At 38.1% G+C, this 21194-nt stretch carries 22 protein-coding genes and 1 pseudogene; 17 read left to right on the forward strand and 6 right to left on the reverse strand.

The window, feature by feature from the left end; all coding sequences use genetic code 11:
* Both J7E66_RS25055 and tkt read right to left on the reverse strand, forming a co-directional pair.
* Window positions 1-165 (reverse strand): transaldolase family protein (locus J7E66_RS25055; protein WP_285289259.1); only part of this gene is annotated, 165 nt, incomplete at its 3' end.
* Between the two features lie 17 nt (window positions 166-182).
* Window positions 183-2177 (reverse strand): transketolase, encoded by a 1995-nt coding sequence (gene tkt / locus J7E66_RS25060; protein ID WP_215004935.1) that lies wholly within the window; start codon window positions 2175-2177, stop codon window positions 183-185.
* A 250-nt stretch (window positions 2178-2427) separates the two neighbouring features.
* Here tkt and J7E66_RS25065 point away from each other — a divergent pair, with 250 nt between their 5' ends.
* Window positions 2428-3177 carry a DeoR/GlpR family DNA-binding transcription regulator gene (locus tag J7E66_RS25065; RefSeq protein WP_214713487.1) on the forward strand — a complete coding sequence of 250 codons (750 nt, stop codon included), beginning with the start codon at window positions 2428-2430 and terminating at the stop codon, window positions 3175-3177.
* A 223-nt stretch (window positions 3178-3400) separates the two neighbouring features.
* Here the strand turns inward: J7E66_RS25065 and J7E66_RS25070 are convergent.
* Window positions 3401-3678: pseudogene (locus J7E66_RS25070) on the reverse strand (IS110 family transposase); the annotation flags it as partial.
* A 1095-nt stretch (window positions 3679-4773) separates the two neighbouring features.
* Between J7E66_RS25070 and J7E66_RS25075 the strand changes: the two are divergent.
* Window positions 4774-5103 carry a helix-turn-helix domain-containing protein gene (locus tag J7E66_RS25075; RefSeq protein WP_251033130.1) on the forward strand — a complete coding sequence of 110 codons (330 nt, stop codon included), beginning with the start codon at window positions 4774-4776 and terminating at the stop codon, window positions 5101-5103.
* A 58-nt stretch (window positions 5104-5161) separates the two neighbouring features.
* On the forward strand, window positions 5162-5362 hold the full coding sequence (locus tag J7E66_RS25080; protein ID WP_215004938.1) for a hypothetical protein: 201 nt from the start codon (window positions 5162-5164) through the stop codon (window positions 5360-5362).
* Between the two features lie 14 nt (window positions 5363-5376).
* On the opposite strand, the gene J7E66_RS25085 is transcribed toward J7E66_RS25080, so the two are convergent.
* Window positions 5377-5556 carry a hypothetical protein gene (locus J7E66_RS25085; RefSeq protein ID WP_215004941.1) on the reverse strand — a complete coding sequence of 60 codons (180 nt, stop codon included), beginning with the start codon at window positions 5554-5556 and terminating at the stop codon, window positions 5377-5379.
* 379 nt (window positions 5557-5935) lie between these two features.
* Between J7E66_RS25085 and J7E66_RS25090 the strand changes: the two genes are divergently transcribed.
* The gene (locus tag J7E66_RS25090) at window positions 5936-6898 is read left to right on the forward strand and encodes a bifunctional lytic transglycosylase/C40 family peptidase (protein ID WP_215004944.1); all 963 of its coding nucleotides are present in this window, start codon (window positions 5936-5938) and stop codon (window positions 6896-6898) included.
* 45 nt (window positions 6899-6943) lie between these two features.
* Window positions 6944-7447, forward strand: a complete 504-nt coding sequence (locus J7E66_RS25095; RefSeq protein ID WP_215004947.1) for a hypothetical protein — start codon at window positions 6944-6946, stop codon at window positions 7445-7447.
* A gap of 426 nt (window positions 7448-7873) precedes the next feature.
* On the opposite strand, the gene J7E66_RS25100 is transcribed toward J7E66_RS25095, so the two are convergent.
* Window positions 7874-9058, reverse strand: a complete 1185-nt coding sequence (locus J7E66_RS25100; protein WP_215004950.1) for an acetyl-CoA C-acetyltransferase — start codon at window positions 9056-9058, stop codon at window positions 7874-7876.
* A 254-nt stretch (window positions 9059-9312) separates the two neighbouring features.
* The gene (locus J7E66_RS25105) at window positions 9313-9753 is read right to left on the reverse strand and encodes a PaaI family thioesterase (RefSeq protein ID WP_214732118.1); all 441 of its coding nucleotides are present in this window, start codon (window positions 9751-9753) and stop codon (window positions 9313-9315) included.
* A 183-nt stretch (window positions 9754-9936) separates the two neighbouring features.
* Between J7E66_RS25105 and J7E66_RS25110 the strand changes: the two genes are divergently transcribed.
* The 12 genes from J7E66_RS25110 (at window position 9937) to J7E66_RS25165 (ending at window position 21025) form a co-directional block, all read left to right on the forward strand.
* A complete protein-coding gene (locus tag J7E66_RS25110) occupies window positions 9937-10539 on the forward strand; it encodes a TetR/AcrR family transcriptional regulator (RefSeq protein WP_098933701.1) in 603 nt (200 codons plus the stop codon).
* 130 nt (window positions 10540-10669) lie between these two features.
* A complete protein-coding gene (locus J7E66_RS25115; protein WP_215004953.1) occupies window positions 10670-11866 on the forward strand; it encodes a glutamate-5-semialdehyde dehydrogenase in 1197 nt (398 codons plus the stop codon).
* Window positions 11867-12186: 320 nt separating this feature from the next.
* Window positions 12187-12651 carry a MarR family winged helix-turn-helix transcriptional regulator gene (locus J7E66_RS25120; RefSeq protein ID WP_215004956.1) on the forward strand — a complete coding sequence of 155 codons (465 nt, stop codon included), beginning with the start codon at window positions 12187-12189 and terminating at the stop codon, window positions 12649-12651.
* A 46-nt stretch (window positions 12652-12697) separates the two neighbouring features.
* Window positions 12698-14041: an SCP2 sterol-binding domain-containing protein gene (locus tag J7E66_RS25125; RefSeq protein WP_251033131.1), complete on the forward strand. Its 1344-nt coding sequence runs from the start codon at window positions 12698-12700 to the stop codon at window positions 14039-14041.
* A 194-nt stretch (window positions 14042-14235) separates the two neighbouring features.
* Window positions 14236-14481, forward strand: coding sequence for a ferredoxin (locus J7E66_RS25130; RefSeq protein WP_215004962.1), 246 nt, complete (start codon window positions 14236-14238; stop codon window positions 14479-14481).
* A gap of 68 nt (window positions 14482-14549) precedes the next feature.
* Window positions 14550-15542 carry an NAD(P)/FAD-dependent oxidoreductase gene (locus J7E66_RS25135; protein WP_215004966.1) on the forward strand — a complete coding sequence of 331 codons (993 nt, stop codon included), beginning with the start codon at window positions 14550-14552 and terminating at the stop codon, window positions 15540-15542.
* Window positions 15543-15587: 45 nt separating this feature from the next.
* Window positions 15588-16643 (forward strand): Mrp/NBP35 family ATP-binding protein, encoded by a 1056-nt coding sequence (locus tag J7E66_RS25140; protein WP_215004968.1) that lies wholly within the window; start codon window positions 15588-15590, stop codon window positions 16641-16643.
* Between the two features lie 566 nt (window positions 16644-17209).
* Window positions 17210-17968 carry an SDR family oxidoreductase gene (locus tag J7E66_RS25145; protein ID WP_215004971.1) on the forward strand — a complete coding sequence of 253 codons (759 nt, stop codon included), beginning with the start codon at window positions 17210-17212 and terminating at the stop codon, window positions 17966-17968.
* Between the two features lie 63 nt (window positions 17969-18031).
* A complete protein-coding gene (locus J7E66_RS32980; protein WP_374103886.1) occupies window positions 18032-18133 on the forward strand; it encodes a TetR family transcriptional regulator in 102 nt (33 codons plus the stop codon).
* A gap of 20 nt (window positions 18134-18153) precedes the next feature.
* Window positions 18154-18516, forward strand: a complete 363-nt coding sequence (locus tag J7E66_RS25155; protein ID WP_374103887.1) for a TetR family transcriptional regulator C-terminal domain-containing protein — start codon at window positions 18154-18156, stop codon at window positions 18514-18516.
* A gap of 121 nt (window positions 18517-18637) precedes the next feature.
* Window positions 18638-19408, forward strand: a complete 771-nt coding sequence (locus J7E66_RS25160; RefSeq protein ID WP_215004979.1) for an MFS transporter — start codon at window positions 18638-18640, stop codon at window positions 19406-19408.
* Window positions 19409-19594: 186 nt separating this feature from the next.
* Window positions 19595-21025, forward strand: coding sequence for an IS4 family transposase (locus tag J7E66_RS25165; RefSeq protein ID WP_215004981.1), 1431 nt, complete (start codon window positions 19595-19597; stop codon window positions 21023-21025).
* Window positions 21026-21194: the final 169 nt, after the last annotated feature.

A 21194-nucleotide genomic window follows, 5' to 3' on the forward strand; every position in this document is an offset into this window, starting at 1 on the left:
AGACTCTACTTGTGGAACTGCTTGGCAGATTTCTTGAATGCGGTCTTCGAATTTTACGCCTTCCTTAGCAACTAGGGAAGGATTGGTTGTAACACCAGATAAAACGCCAATTTTATATGCCTTTTTAATATCAACAAGATTTGCAGTATCAATAAATAATTTCATCGTATATTTCCTCCATTTTAAGATTGCAGTAGACTTTTTGCAGTTCGAACAACATTTTCTGTCGTAAATCCAAATAGCTCCATGACTGCAGCGCCCGTTCCTGAAGCACCGAATGTTTCAATAGATAATACTTTCCCTTCTGATCCTACATAGCGTTCCCATCCAAGAGAGATACCCATTTCTAGTGCCACACGCTTCGTAATAGAAGCAGGGAAGACAAGCTCTTTGTATTCTTTCGGTTGACGATCGAAAAGTTCCCAGCTTGGCATTGCGACAACGCTTACCGAAACATTTTCCTTTTCAAGTTCAGCTTTCGCGTTAATGGCTAATGACACTTCTGAACCGGTAGAGATCAAAATAACCTCTGGTTGGTCATTTGTTTGCGTTAATACGTAAGCTCCTTTAGAAAGGTTGTCTAAATTGGCTTGTGTTTCTTGGAACACAGGCAGGTTTTGACGGCTTAGTACCAAGGCAACCGGACCGTCTATTTGTTGTAGTGCATAAGCCCAAGCACTTGCCGTTTCGTTTGCATCTGATGGGCGAATTACGGTTAGCCCTGGGATCGCACGAAGAGAAGCTAGCTGCTCAATTGGCTCATGAGTTGGACCATCTTCACCAACCGCAATCGAATCATGAGTAAATACATAAGTGACTGGAAGCTTTTGCAAGGATGCCAGACGAATTGATGGTCTGAGATAATCATTGAAAACAAAGAATGTGCTTACAAATGGCTTTACCCCGCCATGAAGAGCCAAACCATTGCCAGCCGCTCCCATTGCGTGTTCCCGGACACCAAAATAGATATTCCGTCCGCTAAATGATTCTACCGCGAATGCTGCGTCTTCCTTTATATCTGTCATTGTAGAATGAGAAAGATCCGCACTTCCTCCAAAAATAGAAGGAACTGATTTTACAAAATGGTTAATAGCTTCTCCGCTGGCTACACGAGTTGAAATTGTTTTACCTGTATCAAATGTCAGGATGTCTTCCGCATTAATTAAAACTTCTCCCGTGATGGCATGTTGCAGTTCCTTCGCTAATTCAGGATATGTCTCTTGATAAGACTGGAATAATGCATTCCATTGTTGTTCTTGACTAATTCCTCTTTGTTTTAGCTCTTCAAAATGGGCTTTAACTTCTTCCGGTACAAAGAAATCCTCTTCATATTGCCAGCCATATACCTGTTTTGTTGCACGAGCTTCTTCTGCTCCAAGGGGATTTCCATGTGCTTTGTTTGTTCCTGCAACTTTGGGACTTCCATAACCGATAGTGGTTCTAATTTCGATCAAGGTTGGTTGGTTTGTATTTTGTTTAGCTAATGTAATAGCTTTTGAGATTTCAGCTACATCATTGCCATCTTCTACTCGTAAATATTGCCAATGAGCAGATTCTGTTCTTTTTTGAATGTCCTCTGAAAATGAAAGGTTTAATTCACCGTCCAAAGAAATATCATTTGAGTCATATAATGCAATTAATTTTCCTAGTTTCATATGGCCGGCCATAGACATGGCCTCATAAGAGATGCCTTCCATTAGATCTCCATCGCCAACTAAAGCATATGTATAATGGTCAATTACAGGGTATACATCCCGATTGAATTTTGCAGCTAAATGCGCTTCAGCCATCGCCATTCCTACTGCATTTGCAATTCCTTGCCCTAAAGGCCCAGTTGTCGCTTCAACACCTTCTGTGTGACCAAATTCGGGATGACCAGGTGTTTTGCTATTAAGCTTTCTAAAACTTTTTAAATCTTCTAAAGATAAATTGTACCCAGCTAAATGAAGCAAACTATACAACAAGCTAGATCCGTGTCCGGCAGAAAGAATAAATCGATCTCGATTAAACCATTTTGCATTTGCAGAATTATGATTTAGATGATGCGCCCATAGTGCATATGCCATTGGAGCAGCCCCCATAGGTAGGCCTGGATGACCGGAATTAGCACTATTGATCGCGTCAATAGATAAGGTGCGAATCGTATTTATAGCTAGTGTTTCAATACTATTATTCATATTTTTTTCCTCCTTTTTATTCATGTAATTTTTAAATTAGTACAAAATGTCGGTATTAGGTTTCTTGCCTCAAAGGATTTCTTGTTTTTGCATTTTAAAGCCGGTTTTTTCGTATTTAAGAACATTTTATCTTTATAAACAAGAAAAAACAAGAAAAATTTTGCCGGATTTTTTTAAAAATTGGTGAATTCAAGAAAAAATTATATAATATAAGAAAAAACATGCAAAAACACGGAGGCTGATCATTGTTATGCTAAGAAAAGAACGACAAAGCAAAATTTTACAAATACTTGAAAAAGAAGGGAAAGTCGTTGCTAAAGAATTAAGCATGAAATGGGATGTTTCCGAGGACACAATTAGACGAGATTTAAGGGAAATGGATTCATTTGGTCTTCTCAAAAGAGTACACGGCGGGGCATTTCCTGCATCTGCGAGCGCTTTAACCTTTTCTGAAAGAACGGAAGAAAATATAGATGCCAAAAAAGAATTGGCCTTAAAAGCAGTGAAGATTATTAAAGATGGACAAGTTCTTTTAATAGATGGAAGTACAACAAATCTTTTTCTTGCTCAAGAAATTCCAATGGAGTTTAAAGGGACCATTATTACGAATAGTCCCTCTATTAGTTTGGCATTATCAAAACATCCAAATACAGATATCATCCTTTTGGGTGGAACCTTTTTTAAGGAATCTTTTGTGACTGTAGGATTAGATGCAATTGAAGTGCTTAAAAATATTAGAGCCGATCTCTGTTTTTTAGGAGTGTATTCCCTGCACCCTGACTTTGGTGTCAGCATCCCTCATATAGAAGAGTCTCATGTTAAACGTCAGATGATTAAAAGTTCAAATAAAATCGCAACCCTAGTAACAAGAAGTAAACTTAATACTATTTCCAATTACTTGGTTGGTCCCGTTTCAGAACTTGATTACTTAATTACGGAAGACGGTCCACTAAGTCATAATTTAAACAAGTATATGGAATTAGGTATCGAAATTATTTAACTATAGTAGTGATTTTAAATTTGAGCTAAAGCAGCTAATAGTTTTCAACATTTTTCTATATAATGTTTAAAAACGTCATGATATACTAAAAATGTCCATGCCAAATAACCTTCCTTATTTCTTTTATGGGAAGGTATTGTTGTATATAGTTAGATATTGGTTTCTAAGCTACATCTTGGAAAGTAGTTCTACGTTTTAGTAAGGCATAAATACAATGTAAGAGCTAATTTACACAGGCAATGATAGCTACTCTAAAGGGTTTTCCTTCTTTTCGTTTCTTGTCATAAAACTCTCGTAGTCTTTTATTGCGTGGAATAAGATTATCCCGATTACCCTTTGAACAGCCCATGTATAAGGCGTGGCGAATTCAGCAAGTTTCTTGGCAGAATTAAATCGATCTATCTCTCCGATTTCGGAAAAAATCCTGGCAGCGATTTTTATGTCCGGTAGCTCGTCGGGCTCATAACCCGAAGGTCGTATTTTCAAATCAAACCTCCGCAATCAAGTGAATCTAATCATAAAAAATACATAGAATTACATATTTTTCAATAGCCTTAAGGCGTTTCCCCTAAGGCTTTTTTTCATTGTTAAATTAATGGTATATTTCATTAGTTAATAAATTTCAAAAACGAGTACTTTAAAAATTACTTGGGAGGCTTTAATATATTGTATTGAAATAGATAAACACCATTCTGATAGGAGGACGGCTTATTTTTTGTGCCTGATAAGCATTCTTGGTTTATTCCTCGTGAATTAAGAAATCTCCCTATCTTCTCCGTGGTTTACTTCCGAACAGTTCAAACATAAAACACTCTTCCTTATTAAATCGAAACTATTTATATGAATAAGACTTTGAAAGTTAGATATCTGTATTAACTACAAAATGCTATTTAATCGTATCCTAATCTCGACAATTTTTTTGCTGCTAGAATAGAAAAGTCCTTTATATGCAAGGGTTCATACCAAAACTAAACAAACGTTTGATTAACAAAGGAAAAGAGAAATAAGGTCGAAGAATGTAAGATTACGATGTTTTTTTCTAATTCTTGAAAATTAAGAAGAAAACTCCAAACATCGGGTGACAATCTTTTTACATGCTAGGATGAAATATTCCTTTATATGCAAGGGTTCATACCAAAACTAAACAAACGTTTGATTAACAAAGGAAAAGAGAAATAAGGTCGAAGAATGTAAGATTACAATGTTTTTTTCTGATTTTTGAAAATTAAGAAGAAAACTCCAAACATCGGGTGACAATCTTTTTACATGCTAGGATGAAATATTTCTTTATATGCAAGGGTTTATTCCAAAACTAAACAAACGTTTGATTAACAAAGGAAAAGAAAAATAAGGTCGAAGAATGTAAGATTACGATGTTTTTTTAAATCCTTTAAGATTAAGAAAGTAACACCCAATAAATACACAGAAAAATCGTGACAAAATAGAAATTATAGCTCTAGAACAACTTGTGGCTGCAAAAAAATTTTCTAATTTCAATATGTGCTAAATTCACATCTACTATTATATACACGCCCGGACAACGTATAGTTTATAATTCAAGTAACACCACCAAACGGTCAGCAAGGAGGGTTTGTTTTGAAGGATAATATAATAAAGGAAAAAGAGGTAAAATCACGCAACCGAGATAACTTTTTAATCAAGCAGCGTGCGTTTGTGAAGCTGTATTTGCTCTCGTGGATCGAGAAGGGGAGACCATACGGCCAAGAGATGTTGGATGATTTTTATGAAACATTTAAATATTTTAATTATAAGCCCAACCATTCTGAAGTTTACAAAGGATTACACGAACTGCTGGATGATGGAATCATCACAAGGTCTCGCATTATAAAAGAGGGGTCAAAGCGCCAAGAGCTTAAGGTATATGAAATCGCCAATAAGGATGAAGTTAGACGGTATAAGAAGTAAGTTAAAGAAGATTTAGACCGCAGCATAGGCCTTTTAAATAAAGCAGTTAGAGATAATTATGTATAAACTAATCTATGATAAATATTTCCGCAATATTAGGCGCTCCAAACGATACCTTATCGAAGCTCAAGTCGGTAAGAATCCGGATGTAGTCGTAGTTACAGACAACGGAGAAACGTTTTACAGCGTTAGTAAAGAAGTTTATATTAACGAACTGATTCCATTGGATTATGAAATCGCAGCAGCAGACAGAGAGTAATCTCCGTCTTTTTGTTACAACTCGATATCCTTAACGTTTACATCATATTCCTCGATAAATTCAACGATACCCACCAGTCGTTTTATTGCGTACTCCTTATCCGGACTCTCATCCGCAACCAACTCCGCAGCTAGATTCAGGACCTCCGATTTAATTCTAGATATTGTTAGTTTCGCCTCTAATAGCTCATTCATTAACTGGCCTCCAATGACATCAAGTAATGTAAATAGTTAAATTTTCCTGTGTATTCACAAAATTCAACTACAGTTTAGGAATGTGTATTTAATAACTGTATTATATAGTGAGAAGTTCAGTCTTATAAGGTTTTACTTTTCTAATGTTAGGTGGAATTTGTCATTCTTTGGTGGTAATTTGTAATGTTTGGTGGCAGATTGGTGGCAATGCTTATGACTAACTTCTGACATCAAGATTTTGCTGAACTTCCCACTGCGTTAAATGTTTCACAGAGTCCCTTGCAGCATCTGTTTCTTTTTGACTTTCCATTCTTGCAAGTTTTAAAGAAAGGTGCAAAAGTCGCTGGAACCATAACTTTCTTTAAAACCTATCACTTGGATGATTGCAGGTATTCTTCTTCTCCTCACATCTATTTTCGGTTTTGCCTTATTTATTTCCATTAGTTTAGGTGGAGAGAATCAATTTGAATCGGGGATGTCAGGAGAAGGAGCCGGAGGAACAGCGAAAGTATCAGCTGAGGTATTGCGATATGAACCCCTTATAAGGAATTATGCAGGGGAATATGGGGTTGATGAGTATGTGGGGCTTATCATGGCCCTTATCCAACAAGAGTCAGGAGGAAGACAGTTAGATGTGATGCAATCCTCCGAATCTATCGGTCTACCACCAGGAGCGATCACAGATCCCGAATTGTCTATTAAAATTGGTGTCAAATATTTTGCTGAAGTGATGAAGAAAGCCCAAGGAGACCCAAAATTGGCGCTTCAATCTTATAACATGGGGAGTGGATTTATTCCGTTCGCTCTAGAACATGGGGGATACTCCAAAGAAGTAGCCATCCAATTTAGTCAATTGATGGCTGCCAAAAACGGTTGGCCCCGATACGGTGATGTGAATTATGTTGAACATGTGCTTCGTTATTACCATTCAGAAGATGGAAGCATTGTGGTTGTGGGGGATGGTACCCAACGTTTTGATGTAGAGGAAGTCCATAATATTATGAAAAAGTTTCTTGGTATACCTTATGTGTGGGGTGGTAGAACACCAGCTGCAGGAGGATTTGATTGTTCGGGGCTATTAGAATATGCCTTCGCACAAGTCGGTATAGATTTACATGGGACAGCTCAATCCCAATACAACAAAACCATTCCCGTTCCTGAAGAACAAATTAAGCCTGGTGATTTGGTTTTCTTCTCAACCTACAAGCCAGGAGCTTCCCATGTTGGAATGTATGTAGGAAATGGAAAGTTCATTAATGCAAATGGCAACGGAATTTCTTATTCTTCTGTAGAAGAATGGAAGAAACTTTATCCCTTCTTAGGATTTAGACGGATTCCATAATGGGGGTGATAAGTTTATGGAACCACATCAAAAAAAAACTACATTTTGCTAATGATTGGATTTGTTGCTGCAGTTATTATCATTATGTATGTTTTTAGTCTGCGAACACAGTTGCAAGAAGTCAGAGCAAACCAAAGAAATTATGAAGAGAAGATTGCGTCTCTATCCTCTATCCAGAACACGGACGCATTAAAGGTAAACCGAGAGTTTCTAAAAAACTTTTTCACTTATCAAACGACTGCAGAAAGATATAAAAATATAAAACCATTGATGACTGATCAAGGGTTTAAAGCCACACATCCTTCTGGATCAGAACTTCCGAATTCAAGGGAATCAGTGAAATCATCTATGGTTGGTCTGAAGCCTTTTGAATATCAGTCCTCAAAGACAGAAGCTGAATTTTTTAATGAGTTTAAATTAACTACTGAATTTAATAATGTAGCAAATACTGAAACAGCAATTGTCAAAACGTCATTGATTTTTGTCAAGGATCAAGGTTGGAAAGGTGATGATGTTGAGTTTGTTGGGCAATTAACAGGGCGGGAATAAAAAGAATTGAAAGTTGGTAATTTTTATTTTATTCTCTTGGAACCGAACGTAAACGAAATTTCGATTTTACAAGCTAATTTTTCCTGTTTTTAAGAAGAAATTAGCTTTTTTAATTATTTTAAAGGGGTAAAGTCAGGAAACCGCATTTCCCTGACTTTACCCCATGCCCATCAAGTTAAAATTTTGCAGCACCTCCAGAACGAAATTTTAGACCTTCTTGTAACAAAGAAGATTGGGGGTGACCTTGTTTTCTTGGCTTGATAGGCATGCGTCAGGACCCCTTATAACATTTTCATAGAAAAGCGAAAGCGCCCGTTTAGTGACCTATGGACTTACTCTTGTGCAGTTGGACAAATAGAAAAAAACAGACTGGAAATCCAGCCTGTTTTCAATAAATACGCACATTTAATTTTAATTAGGAGCAAATTACTCCAATTCAACAATTGTAGCAACAGCTTGGCCGCCGCCAATGCAAAGTGTAGCTAAACCAGTTTTGGCATTTCTGCGTTTCATTTCATGGATCAAGGTAACAAGAATACGGGCTCCGCTGGCACCAATTGGATGTCCAAGTGCAATAGCACCGCCGTTAACATTTAAAATTTCATCTTTAAAGCCTAATTCTTTTCCTACTGCAAGGGCTTGGGAAGCAAATGCTTCATTCGCTTCGATTAAATCAATATCTTCGATTGAAATTGCTGCTTTTTCTAATGCCTTTTTCACTGCTGGTACTGGACCAACTCCCATAATGCTAGGGTCTACCCCGGCATTTGCAGTTGCTTTAATCGTAACTAATGGCTGAAGACCCAATTCCTCTGCCTTTTGCTTGCTCATAATAACTAATGCTGCTGCTCCGTCATTAGTCCCTGGAGCGTTACCTGCTGTTACAGTTCCGTCCTTTTTAAATGCAGGGCGCAGCTTCGCTAATATTTCTGCGGTGGTTCCTTTTCTAGGAACCTCGTCTGTATCAAAAACGATCGGATCACCTTTACGCTGTGGAATGACAACTGGAACAATTTCATCTTTGAATTTTCCTGTTTCGATCGCTTCAACTGCTTTTTGCTGGCTCCATGCTGCAAACTTATCCTGCTGCTCTCTGGTCAGCTCATATTTCTCTGCAACGTTTTCACCTGTGATCCCCATATGGTAATCATTAAAAGCACACCATAGACCATCATTGATCATGCTGTCGATTATTTTTTGATCTCCCATTTTAAAGCCATCGCGGGCATTTTTCAATAAGTATGGTGCCTGACTCATACTTTCCATTCCGCCTGCTACAACGATTTCAGCGTCTCCTGCAAGGATCGCCTGCATGGCAAGATGAACGGCCTTCATACCAGAACCACAAACCTTATTAATTGTAAAGGCCGAAGACGTCACTGGAATACCTGATTTTATCTGTGCTTGACGAGCCGGATTTTGACCAACACCTGCTTGAAGAACGTTACCCATTATGACTTCGTCTACCTGCTCCGGCTTCACTCCTGCTTTTTCAAGTGCTTCTTTGATAGTGACTGCTCCCAGTTCAGTTGCAGATACATTTTTTAAACTTCCATTAAAATTTCCAATTGCTGTACGAACGGCACTTACAATTACAATCTCTTTACTCATATTCTTTACTCCTTTTTTTCTGCTTTTTTAATTGTCTATTTTCATTGAATTTTATTGTTTTATGTAGAATGTAAATATAGTGAATAGAAAAATTAAGAAACTAGCCATTTATACTCTTGATCGGCTGGTGCATAAGCACCTTCTTTTGATCCATCTTAAGAAATGAAACCTCTGTAGGGGTTCCGAGATACGTAAAACTAGGGCATAGTGATACAATATTTACCAATGTGTTGATCTTTTATTAGGTACTTTTTTTATCTTCCTACTGATTTTTCACCACGAAGGATCATACACGTACTTAAAGTATGGGCAACTAATGAACCGCCTTCATCAAAAACATCGCACTTGATTAGCCCAATAGTCTTTCCTTTCTTTATAACCTCACCTTTTGCTGTAATTTTTTCATTCCAAATCGGTTTCAAATAATTAATTTTAAGTTCAACTGTCGTAAAGGTTTCATTCATTTCTAACAAACTTGAAAAGGCCACACCCATTGCCATATCAGCTATATCACATAATATTCCCCCATGGATTGTTCCCATAGAATTTGCATGTTTCTCCGTATTACACTCTAATTCAAAAACTGCTTTACCCTTCTCGATTTGTAACAACTCTGCACCAATTAACTTAGCGATAGGTGGTGGCGGAACCTCGCGATTAATTATTTTTTGCATATTTAAAATTCTCTCGTTCATATAAACCCCCTCTAACAAAAATACAAACCGGTCTGTTTTTTATTATACGTTAAACCAAGTTACAGTTGTCAATATAATTTTAATATTCTAACAAAAAAGGGGTGATTTAAATTAAATAAAAGGTTATATTTATATTAACAAGACCGTTCGGTTTGAAAATTCTAATGAAAATGAGGGTTAAAAATGCGTAAAGGAGAACGAACAAAACAGTTGATTATTGAAAAGGCCTCTGGACTTCTAAATACCCAGGGATACTTAGCAACTTCCATTACAGATATTATGGAAAAGGCTGGTATGGAAAAAGGAGGGATTTATAATCACTTTAAAAGCAAACAAGAACTTTCTTTGGATGCATTTTCATTTTCTATTGAAACGATGTCCACAACCTACCAAGAAGCAATTAGGAGCAAAAATGCTTCCATCGAAAAATTGAACGCAATTCTTGAAGTCTTTTTGTTATTAGCAGAAGGCAAGCCAATTCCTGGCGGCTGCCCAATTCTTAATGCAGCAATCGAGTCCGATGATGCGCATCCAGCCTTACGTGATGCGACTAGAAAAGCAATGAATGACCTTTATGATATGATACTTCGTATTATTCGGAATGGGATAAAAAACGGTGAAGTAAACTCTACAATAGATTCAGAGACATTCACAACGATCTTTATATCTACAATAGAAGGGTCTCTAATGTTGACAAAGCTTTATAACGACACCATTTATATAAATCGAGCCATTGGCTTTTTAAAAGACTATCTAGCTAAGTTTGAAACTAGAGACAAGAATTAAAAAGGTGACAAGAACATAAAAAATTTAAGATCAACTACTTAAATGTATAGGAGGTAAAATCAATGAGTACAGCTATTGAGAATGAAGTCATTTATAAAGCAAAGCTTGCAAAAAAGAAGCAAGTTTAGAAATGCAAAATAAAACAACTGAAGAAAAAAATACAACACTATTAGCAATTGCAGAGCAATTACTAATAGATCAAGCGTTTATACTAAAAGAAAATGCAAAAGACATTGAATATGGTCATAAATTAGGGTTATCTGAGTCCATAATCGATCGTCTTATGCTGAATCCAGAACGGGTTAAAGCCATGAGTGATGCAATTCATTTAGTAATTAATTTGCCCGATCCAATAGGAGAAGAATTGGAACGCATAAATAAGGATAATGGACTGATTATTAGTAAGCGACGTGTGCCACTCGGTGTCCTTGGTATGATTTATGAAGCCCGTCCGAATGTAACCATTGATGCAGCTACGCTATCTTTAAAAACAGGAAATACAGTTCTACTGCGTGGCTCTAGTTCAGCAAAACACTCCAATATGGCTTTAGTTAAGTCTATACATCAAGCATTGAAACGTGTGCAATTCCCTCAAAATGCGGTACTTTTAATCGAGGATACGTCACGCGAAACTGCTAAAATATTATTTAACTTAACAGAGTATTTGGACCTTTTAATTCCTCGTGGAGGCAAAGATTTAATTGATATAGTGGTACGTGAAGCAAGTGTGCCTGTTATTGAAACAGGGGCTGGTAACTGCCATGTTTTTGTTGATGCAACCGCAAAATACGATATTGTAAGACCAATCGTACTAAATGCTAAAACTCATCGTCCATCAGTATGTAATGCGATTGAAAGTTTATTAATCCATGATGAATTCTTTAATAATTATGGAAAAGAACTACTTGAAACGGTATCAATTGCTGGGGTTAAAATTTATGGAGATGAAAAAATTTGCAAATTATTTCCAACAGCCCTCAAAGCAACAGAGGAACATTATGCAAAAGAATTTTCAGATTTAATCATCAGTGTGAAAACTGTAAATAGTGTTGAAGAAGCCATTGCTCATATTAATCAATATGGTACAAAACATTCCGAGTGTATTGTGTCGGAAACGCCAAAGAATGTTGAACAATTCTTAAATGATATTGATGCAGCAGTTGTCTATCATAATGCCTCAACACGCTTTACAGATGGCTTTGAATTTGGATATGGTGCTGAAATTGGCATTTCAACACAAAAGCTACATGTAAGAGGACCAATGGGTTTACCAGCTTTAACGACGACAAAATATTATGTCAATGGAGACGGACAAATTCGTCTTTAATTAATCACAATATACATTATTGTGGTTTTTGATGATAAAGGGATAGTTCTTCAAACAAATAAAGTTGAGGAATTGGAAGTGTTTTTTATTATTTAAAATAAAAAGCCTTATTTAAGTAACCTGCGTTAATTTAATAAGCAAGCACAAAAAGATCTCCGGTTGAAGTTCCTTTTTCAATAATAAAAAAGGATTCGTCAATGTTTAAGATGATTATAAAGATTGACATCGACAAAATACGTGTATATACTCATAATTATAAGAGAACAAAATTCAACAGTTAGAGTATATCTTCTTGATTGTAGGAAAGGTTGGTGAAAATTATGAAAGAGCAAAATTCAAAGGCAGATTTTACAGGGACGACCGATTATGCAGCAGAGTGCGCTAGCTTGAATTTAAGAAAGGCGTCCCGGTTCATTACCAGTTTATATGATGAATATTTAAGACCAGTCGGGCTTCGGTCTACACAGTTGTCATTGCTGATGGCACTTGAACAGGCCGGGTCTGTCACCATTACATCTCTCTCCGAAATTCTTCTTATGGATCGGACCACATTGCCACGGGATCTCAAGCCGCTTGAGAGACAAGGCTGGGTGTCGATCACGGAAGGGGAGGATCGCAGGAAACGATTTATTGCTCTGACACCCGATGGCCGGGACCTTCTTAAGCGTGCGCTGCCGTTATGGGAACAGGCGCAAACCCGTATTCGAGACTATATGGGAGATGACCGTTATAAAGGTTTGCTTGGTCAATTGTCTGATATCGTTAAGCTGAACAGGCGAGATTAATTTTTTTCACTAAAAAGGTGTATATGCACTTAATATGAAAGGATGGATGAAAGTGTCCAAAATCAACAAACATCCCACAGTTGTGCGTTACTACGAATCCTCTGCGCAATCCACCACTCTCGACAACGAAACGATTGATTATGAGTGGATTCGTGAATTATGCCTTGAGGCCGGAGCTGACGATGTAGGGATTGTATCCATTGAACGCTCGGAATTGGATGATCAACGGGATGACATGTTATCCGCATTCCCGCATGCCAAGACTGTGATCAGTTTCGTTGCCAGAATGAATCGAGAACCGATCCGCACACCGGCGCGATCACTTGCCAATATTGAATTTCATCATACCGGTGATAAGATAGCGGAGATATCCCATCACATCGTGTCCACATTGGAAGCGCGCGGGATACGGGCTTTAAATTCAGCAGTTGGTTTCCCGATGGAGATGGATAAGTTTCCAGGCAAGACTTGGGTCATTTCGCTCAAACCTGTTGCCGTTGCGGCAGGGTTAGGCCATATGGGCATCCATCGCAACGTGATTCATCCGAAATTCGGAAACTTCATTCTGCTTGGCGCCATTATGATCGATGCCAGAGTCAACAAGGAAGACCGGCCGATTGACTACAACCCGTGTCTGGAATGCAAGCTTTGCGTAGCTGCCTGCCCTGTGGGCGCGATCGGTGCGGATGGAAAATTTAATTTTTCTTCATGCGCTACGCACAATTATCGTGAGTTTATGGGCGGTTTCAGCGACTTGGTGGAAACGATCGTGGATAGTAAGAACGTCAAAGAGTACCGGAATGAAGTACCGCTAACCGAAACGACTTCCTGGTGGCAAAGTTTGAGTTTCGGGGCTAACTACAAAGCGGCTTATTGCTTGTCGGTTTGTCCGGCGGGCGAAGATGTGATCGGGCCGTTTCTGAAAGACCGTAAAGGGTTCACGAATGATGTATTAAAGCCGTTGCAGGCAAAAGAGGAGACGGTGTATGTAACGCCTGGCTCTGATGCGGAAGCGTATGTCGTGAAACGTTTTCCCCATAAAACGGTAAAACGCGTCGGGAATGGACTCAGGCCGAACACGATCCGCCTTTTGATCACCCTGATGCCTCATGCATTCCAGCCGAAGCAGGCGTCGGGTTTAAACGCTACCTATCATTTTGCATTCACCGGAGATGAAACGAGACAAACGACAATCGACATTCGTGACAATACGATCCAGATTCGGGACGGTTTTCAGGGCAAGCCGGATATTCGAATTACGGTGGATAGCAAAACGTGGCTTAAGATCGTGGCGAAGGAAAAAAGTGTGGCGGCGGCGTTGCTGACAAGAAAACTGCGGATCAAAGGGAACCCCAAATTATTAATGAACTTTGAGAAATGCTTTGCATAAAATAGTGTATATACACTATTTTTATGCAAAGAGGGATTTGAATAATGGCAAAGTTGTGTAGGAAAGGTTGGTAAAAGCCAATGACAAATCTTATTGTTTCATAATTTGTATTAGAACTAGAATGTATAGAAATCATTGCCACTCTCAAAAGCCGTAAATTGAATATAAAGACGTATAAAGGAAGGGAAGTAAAAATGAAAAAATATACAATTGTAGATAAAGAAACTTGTATTGCGTGTGGAGCATGTGGAGCTACTGCACCAGCTATTTTTGACTACGATGATGAGGGGCTCGCTTTTGTTATTTTAGATAATAATGAAGGAACCGCCATCGTACCTGATGAATACGAAGATGACTTACTAGATGCTTTTGAAGGATGTCCAACTGAATCAATTAAAATATCTGAAGAGTCGTTTGAAGGAAATTCAAAGCTTGAATAGAAGTAAAAACAAAAAACGAAAGAAATAACTCTAGAACTTTATGTTTATTCTAACTAAGGATGATGATCATGATAGAAGAAAAGAAGATTTATGATATAACCATAATTGGTGGTGGACCAGTTGGCTTGTTTACAGCTTTTTATGGAGGAATGAGGCAAGCAAAGGTGAAAATTTTGGAGAGCCTCCCTCAACTAGGGGGACAGTTGTCGGCTCTTTATCCAGAAAAATTCATTTATGATATAGCTGGTTTTTCAAAAATACGAGCTCAGGAATTAGTTGAAAATTTAAAAGAGCAAATGAAGGTATTTGAACCGACAATTTGCCTTGAAGAAGCAGTTGAACAGATTGAAAAGCAAGTAGATGATACATTTAAGATAACGACAAACCGTGATGTTCATTATTCAAAATCAGTTATTATTACAGCAGGAAATGGAGCTTTCCAGCCTCGCAAACTGGAACTAGAGGATACAGTACGTTTTGAAAATAGCAATATTCATTATTTTGTGAACGATATGGACCAATTTAATGGTAGGAAAGTAGGGATTCTAGGTGGTGGCGATTCTGCTGTTGATTGGGCTTTAATGTTAGAACCAATCGCTGAAAAAGTAACATTGATACACAGAAGAGATAAATTTCGCGCGCATGAACATAGCGTAGAGCAATTGATGAATTCTTCAATTGAAGTGAAAACACCCTATATCCCTGTAGAGTTGGTAGGGGCAGATCATATCAAACAAATCGTTTTAGAACATGCTAAGACTAAACATAAACAAGTAGTTGACGTTGATGATTTAATTGTTAATTTCGGCTTTGTCTCCTCTCTCGGACCAATTAAAGAATGGGGATTGGAAATTGAGAAAAATGCAATTGTAGTTAATTCTAAGCAAGAAACAAATATTGCAGGCATTTATGCAGCTGGAGATATTTGTACGTATGACGGGAAGGTTAAATTAATTGCATCAGGTTTTGGCGAAGGTCCTACTGCAGTCAATAATGCCAAAGCCTATATTGATCCTAAGGCGAAACTTCAACCGTCACATAGTACTTCTTTATTTAGTTAGAGATAGATATTAAATCAAATATTTGGAAAAAGGGAGGTGTCCGTAGTGATAACAGAAGCAATAGTTATCGAGGCATTAAAACGAGTAAAGGATCGTGACTTAAATAAAAACATTATTGATACTGGTGGCCTTCGTGAGCTAAAAGTAAAAGAAGGAAATGTTAGTTTGAAAATTGCACTAGCACAAACGGGAACACCTGAGCAAATGGAAGTGCAGCAAGAAATAGTAAATGTGATAAAAGGAGAAGGCGCAACTTCAGTAGGTCTTCGCTTTGAGGAATTAAAGAACGAGGAGCTTCAAAAACTTGGTGGCCTAAATGAGCCTGCTTTTAACGGACCGCAGATTCTTGCTCCTAATAGCAAAACAATCTTCATCGCTGTAACGAGTGGAAAAGGCGGGGTAGGTAAATCAACTGTTTCTGTTAACCTTGCGACAACTCTTGCCCGTTTAGGGAAAAATGTCGGAATCATTGATGCTGATATTTATGGATTTAGTGTACCCGATATGATGGGGATTGAAGAAAGACCGAAAGTAATTGCTGATCGAATTTACCCTGTCGAGCGTTTCGGTGTCAAGGTAATTTCAATGGGTTCCTTTGTTGAAGATAATGGACCTGTTATTTGGAGAGGGCCGATGCTTGGCAAAGTGTTAAATCAATTCTTTACGGAAGTAGAATGGGGAGAAATGGATTACTTAGTTCTTGATTTGCCACCGGGAACCGGAGATGTTGCACTCGATCTTCATACAATGCTCCCACACTCAAAAGAAATCCTAGTCACAACGCCGCATGCAACAGCTGCCATTGTAGCAGCACGTGCCGGTACAATGGCGATAAAAACACATCACGAAATTCTAGGTGTTGTTGAAAATATGACTTATTTTGAAAGCGATGTGACTGGTGAGAAGGAATATGTATTTGGAAAAGGTGGAGGAGAGCGACTGACCGAGGAATTAAAAACTGATTTGCTTGGACAAATCCCCCTTGGGCAGCCTGAAGTAAATGAAGAAGATTTTGCACCTTCAATCTACAGTGTGGATCACCCAATTGGGAAGATTTACGAGCAAATTTCGAAACGAGTGATTGAAAAAACAAGAGGGTAACTCAAAATCAAAGGGTCTGACCCCTAGCATACACTTTATAATGTTGTGCAAATGCTCAATGCTTAATGGTGAATTCGGCAGTGGAATTTGGTAGCGCATGATGTCGATATTAATACAAGGTCCACTGAAGCGTTCACAGCAGTAGAGCAGGTGCCGACTCTTTGCCGCCGTTTGTTTTTTTAATAAGAACCAAGCCGCCGATGAACAAATTTTCTCCGGCCAACTTGCATACGTACAGCATTTATTCAAACAGAGCATCTTCTTGCGGATCTTATCCGCAAAGGACAGCAAACAGGTGAATTTCCATGTGATGATGATGCTAAAGTTTTGGCAGAAAGCTTGCACAATACTTTGCTTGGGATTCGGGTACTTGCAAGAACCTCAGCTATCAAAAAAAGTTACATCGTATAGCGGATTTTTCTTTAGTAATACTGAACAAATGAAGTTTTTTTATAAATTAGAATGAATGTTCTCAAAAGCATGCTTACGCTCTTTGAGAATCTTGTTGCACAATAAAGCAAGTAAAGCCACTATATAAATCATTTATAGAGAAAGGATTGATTTTTATGAAAATGGATTCCAACACAATTCTCATAACGGGCGGAACATCCGGGATTGGATTCGAGCTTGCTGCTCAGCTCCTTCAGCTTGGGAACACCGTAATTATTACCGGGCGGTCTATGTCCAAACTGGACTTAGCCAAAAAGAAACTGCCAAACGTTCACACATTTCAGAGTGATGTAAGCGATCCAAAGGCCATATCTGACCTTTATGAAAAAGTAATCAGTCAATTTCCAGAACTGAATGTTCTGATCAATAATGCTGGGGTTATGCATAAATTGAACTTTCATACCAAAGATGTTGATTTAGTGGATTTCAGTAGCGAGATTGAAATTAACCTCAGTGGTTCGATCCGCATGGTGAACCAATTCTTATCGCATTTAAAGGCGAAGAAATCCGCTGCGATTATGAATGTCTCATCCGCACTTGCATTTGTTCCTTATCCGGCATTGCCCGTATATAGTGCGACGAAAGCCGGTATTCATTCATTTACACAATCACTGCGAATCCAGCTAAAAAATACTAATATTAAAGTGTTTGAATTGGCGCCTCCAGCTATTCAGACCCCTTTAGTTGAAGTTTTTGATGCCGACGAGATCAAAGCCATGAAACCAATGGATGCCGGTAAGATGGTTAGGTATACAGTCAAGGGTTTGGAAAAGGATCGCTTTGAGATCCTGCCGGGCCAGAGCAGTGCGCTGAAGTTCATGAGTCGTGTTGCGCCTCAGTTTATGTTAAATCAGTTAAGCAAAACCAAGAGTTAACTATACGGAACAGTGGTACATTAAACTCTTTGCGTTTAAAAAATATCCAATTCTATCTCTAAAATAATAGAGGTAACAGGATTAAAAAAAGGAGGAATATATAGACATTTTGATAGTAAGGACGAATTGGCCAAAGCTTCGTTTTCATACTTTTTAATCATCTAAAAGAAAATTATTTACAAGCTATCAAATCCAAGGAAACTGCAAACGAACAATTTCAGGCTTTTGCTTCTATTTTTATGACTTTGAACAACAATGATATCTTAGTGGGTGGCTGTCCCTTAATGAATGCAGCCATTGAAGCAGATGATTCAGAAATTTTGATTGAAGATGCAATTAAGGAAGGTTTTGATGGCTTAATAAAGATGTTCAAGAATTTGATTGAATTTGGTCAGGGTCAAAATGAAATTAACATGAATGTTGATTCTGAACAGATGACCGTATTCATTCTCTCTTCCATGGAAGGTGCATTGGCCCTTAGCAGATTGTATAAGGATAAGCGATATTTAGACATGGTCATCATGCAGATAAATGCTATTCTTTTCTAATTCTATTTTTTATTCTTTTTTTTGAACAAAAAGAGACCGATTGGTTTTTTATTCAGGGGGGATTTATATTCTAGCACATAAAAAATGGTCTATGTGGTCACAACTTATTGCGGGTTTCTTGTTGGTTATTTCGACTACCGGCTTTGCAAGATTGGCTTATGGTGTGTTACTGCCTTTTATGCAAGCCGACTTAAATATGAACTACACACAGGCAGGATTATTAGCAACAACGATCTCGCTTGGCTTTCTTGCAATATCCCCCTTAGCTGGGTTATTAGCACTCAAGTTTGGAATGAAACAAGTCATTATGGCAGGTGGCTTTCTCGTCACAGTTAGCTTCCTTTTTCTTTCATTCTCGAACTCCTTTTATCTATACATGCTTATTATGTTTTTTTGCGGGGCAGGAAGTGCTTTAGCCTTTTCCCCCATAATGTCTTTACTAGTCATCCAATTCCAAAAGAAAAAGGGATTAGTACTCGGTGTCTTATTAAGTGGGGTGGGTTCAGGAATGCTTCTTAGTGGTCTCATGACCACCTATTTGATTAGGTATTTTCCTGTATGGGAATGGAGGGCTATTTGGATAATTTTTTCCATTACCTCTATTTTATTCACACTACTCTCATGGATCGTATTGAAAGAACCAGGAAAGAGTGTGACTAACAAAGATGATAGGAATCAAGGAGTCGCTCATGCTTACAAAAACCGAAAAATCCTTAGGATAGGTATTATTTACTTTTTAATTGGATTGGCTTATCTTATCCCAATCCTTTTCCAAACATCATTTATGATACACTCTGGGATCAGCGAAAGAGTGGCCGGTAGTTTATTTTCAATTTCTGGCTTATTTACAATTCTTGGAGGTCCAATTTGGGGCGGCGCTTTTATGGAGTAACGAAAAAGCCCAATTTCTGCATTAAAATTGAGAAATTGGGCTTTTTATTTTGGAATTTCCTTAACGTTGTAAATTCGCGTTTTACTGGTGGTACCCCATGCCCATCAAGCTAAGGCAAATAATTAACCCCCTACACGAAAAAAGCGCTATCCTTTCTGTAATATGATGGAAAGGATGGTGTATTTTATGTGCCGAGATGTTTCAGATGAACTGAACCTCTTTTCGCTGGAATTACAACAATCTTTGTCTCCTTATGTACTTAAACAATTGGCCAAAGAGGTAGGTTTTGTTCAAAGAACTAGTAAGTATCAAGCTAAAGATTTAGTGGCGTTGTGCGTGTGGTTAAGCCAAAAGGTAGCGAATACTTCCTTGACTCAGCTATGTAGCTGTCTAGAATCTTCAACGGGTGTATTAATGAGTCCAGAAGGACTCAATCAGCGATTTAATCCTTCGGCTGTCAGGCTCCTACAAAACGTATTCACTTCATTGCTTACTCAGAAGATGCAAACTTCTCAGGCTATTTCTCATCGTTATGCTTCTCAATTTCAGCGTATACGAATTTTGGATTCTACGACTTTTCAACTTCCAGATGTTTTTGCCTCTACCTATCAAGGATCTGGCGGGAGTAGCCATACAGCTGGCGTAAAGATCCAATTGGAATACGATCTTCTCAGTGGCCAATTCCTGCATGTTCACTCTGGCCCAGGTAAACAAAATGATAGAACCTACGGTTCCACTTGCTTACAAACGGTACAAACAGGTGACTTATGTATACGCGACTTAGGATATTTTGACCTGGAAGATCTCCATCAAATGGATGAGAAAGGAGCGTATTATATCTCTCGCTTAAAATTAAACACCCGAATTTATCAGAAGAATCCTAATCCAGAATATTTTAAGGATGGGAGAATGAAAAAACAGTCGGAGTATATTCAATTAGACATGGAAGATCTCATGTTACAGCGACAACCAGGACAAACCCATGAAATTCACAAAGCCTATATCGGATTGTATCAAAAGCTTCCAACTCGAGTGGTCCTACATCGATTGACAGAAGAACAAACACGGAAACGTTGGGAAAACCAGGCGCTAAAAGAGAAGAAGAAGGGCATTGTCATGAAAGAACGAAGTAAGCGTTTAAGTGCGATGAACGTTTATATTTCGAATCTTCCTGCTGAAGAAGTCCCGACGGGACACATTCACGATCTTTACTCCCTACGTTGGCAGATTGAATTACTGTTTAAAACATGGAAATCCTTCTTTAAAATTGACCATTGTAAAGAAATCAAACGAGAGCGATTAGAATGCCATCTCTATGGTCAATTGATTGGCATACTTCTTTGTTCTTCCACTATGTTTCAAATGCGGCAATTACTCCTCGATAAGAAGAAAAGGGAACTTAGTGAGTACAAAGCGATTTATATCATCAAGGATTACTTTCCTCTTCTATTTCAGGCTATACAAAAAAGTACCCAAGAATTATCAAAGATCCTGCTTCGCCTATTTATCCTCCTACAGAAAAACGCGCGAAAGTCCCACCGTTATGAGAAAAAGACAGTCTTTGATATTTTGGGTGTTGTCTACCATTATACAGTGTGTCACAAGAAAGCAGCATAGCTGTTAAAAAATGACTTGTTAAAGGTTTATTTGGCATGCCTTTATTCAGTTGCATAGAAGACTGGCTTGTGGAAACAGCTCAACTTAAATATTTTTAGGTATTAGCTTGATGGGCATGGGGTACCGCCAACAAAATGCGGATTTCGCACGCTAAGACAATTTTTTACAA

Source organism: Bacillus sp. ISL-7 (genome assembly GCF_018613065.1).

Coding starts and splice junctions, on each gene's coding strand:
- tkt (WP_215004935.1), bottom strand. CDS start 2,177: ATGAATAATAGTATTGAAACACTAGCTATAAATACGATTCGCACCTTA.
- J7E66_RS25065 (WP_214713487.1), top strand. CDS start 2,428: ATGCTAAGAAAAGAACGACAAAGCAAAATTTTACAAATACTTGAAAAA.
- J7E66_RS25080 (WP_215004938.1), top strand. CDS start 5,162: ATGTATAAACTAATCTATGATAAATATTTCCGCAATATTAGGCGCTCC.
- J7E66_RS25085 (WP_215004941.1), bottom strand. CDS start 5,556: ATGAATGAGCTATTAGAGGCGAAACTAACAATATCTAGAATTAAATCG.
- J7E66_RS25090 (WP_215004944.1), top strand. CDS start 5,936: ATGATTGCAGGTATTCTTCTTCTCCTCACATCTATTTTCGGTTTTGCC.
- J7E66_RS25100 (WP_215004950.1), bottom strand. CDS start 9,058: ATGAGTAAAGAGATTGTAATTGTAAGTGCCGTTCGTACAGCAATTGGA.
- J7E66_RS25105 (WP_214732118.1), bottom strand. CDS start 9,753: ATGAACGAGAGAATTTTAAATATGCAAAAAATAATTAATCGCGAGGTT.
- J7E66_RS25110 (WP_098933701.1), top strand. CDS start 9,937: ATGCGTAAAGGAGAACGAACAAAACAGTTGATTATTGAAAAGGCCTCT.
- J7E66_RS25115 (WP_215004953.1), top strand. CDS start 10,670: ATGCAAAATAAAACAACTGAAGAAAAAAATACAACACTATTAGCAATT.
- J7E66_RS25120 (WP_215004956.1), top strand. CDS start 12,187: ATGAAAGAGCAAAATTCAAAGGCAGATTTTACAGGGACGACCGATTAT.
- J7E66_RS25125 (WP_251033131.1), top strand. CDS start 12,698: ATGAAAGTGTCCAAAATCAACAAACATCCCACAGTTGTGCGTTACTAC.
- J7E66_RS25130 (WP_215004962.1), top strand. CDS start 14,236: ATGAAAAAATATACAATTGTAGATAAAGAAACTTGTATTGCGTGTGGA.
- J7E66_RS25135 (WP_215004966.1), top strand. CDS start 14,550: ATGATAGAAGAAAAGAAGATTTATGATATAACCATAATTGGTGGTGGA.
- J7E66_RS25145 (WP_215004971.1), top strand. CDS start 17,210: ATGAAAATGGATTCCAACACAATTCTCATAACGGGCGGAACATCCGGG.
- J7E66_RS25165 (WP_215004981.1), top strand. CDS start 19,595: ATGTGCCGAGATGTTTCAGATGAACTGAACCTCTTTTCGCTGGAATTA.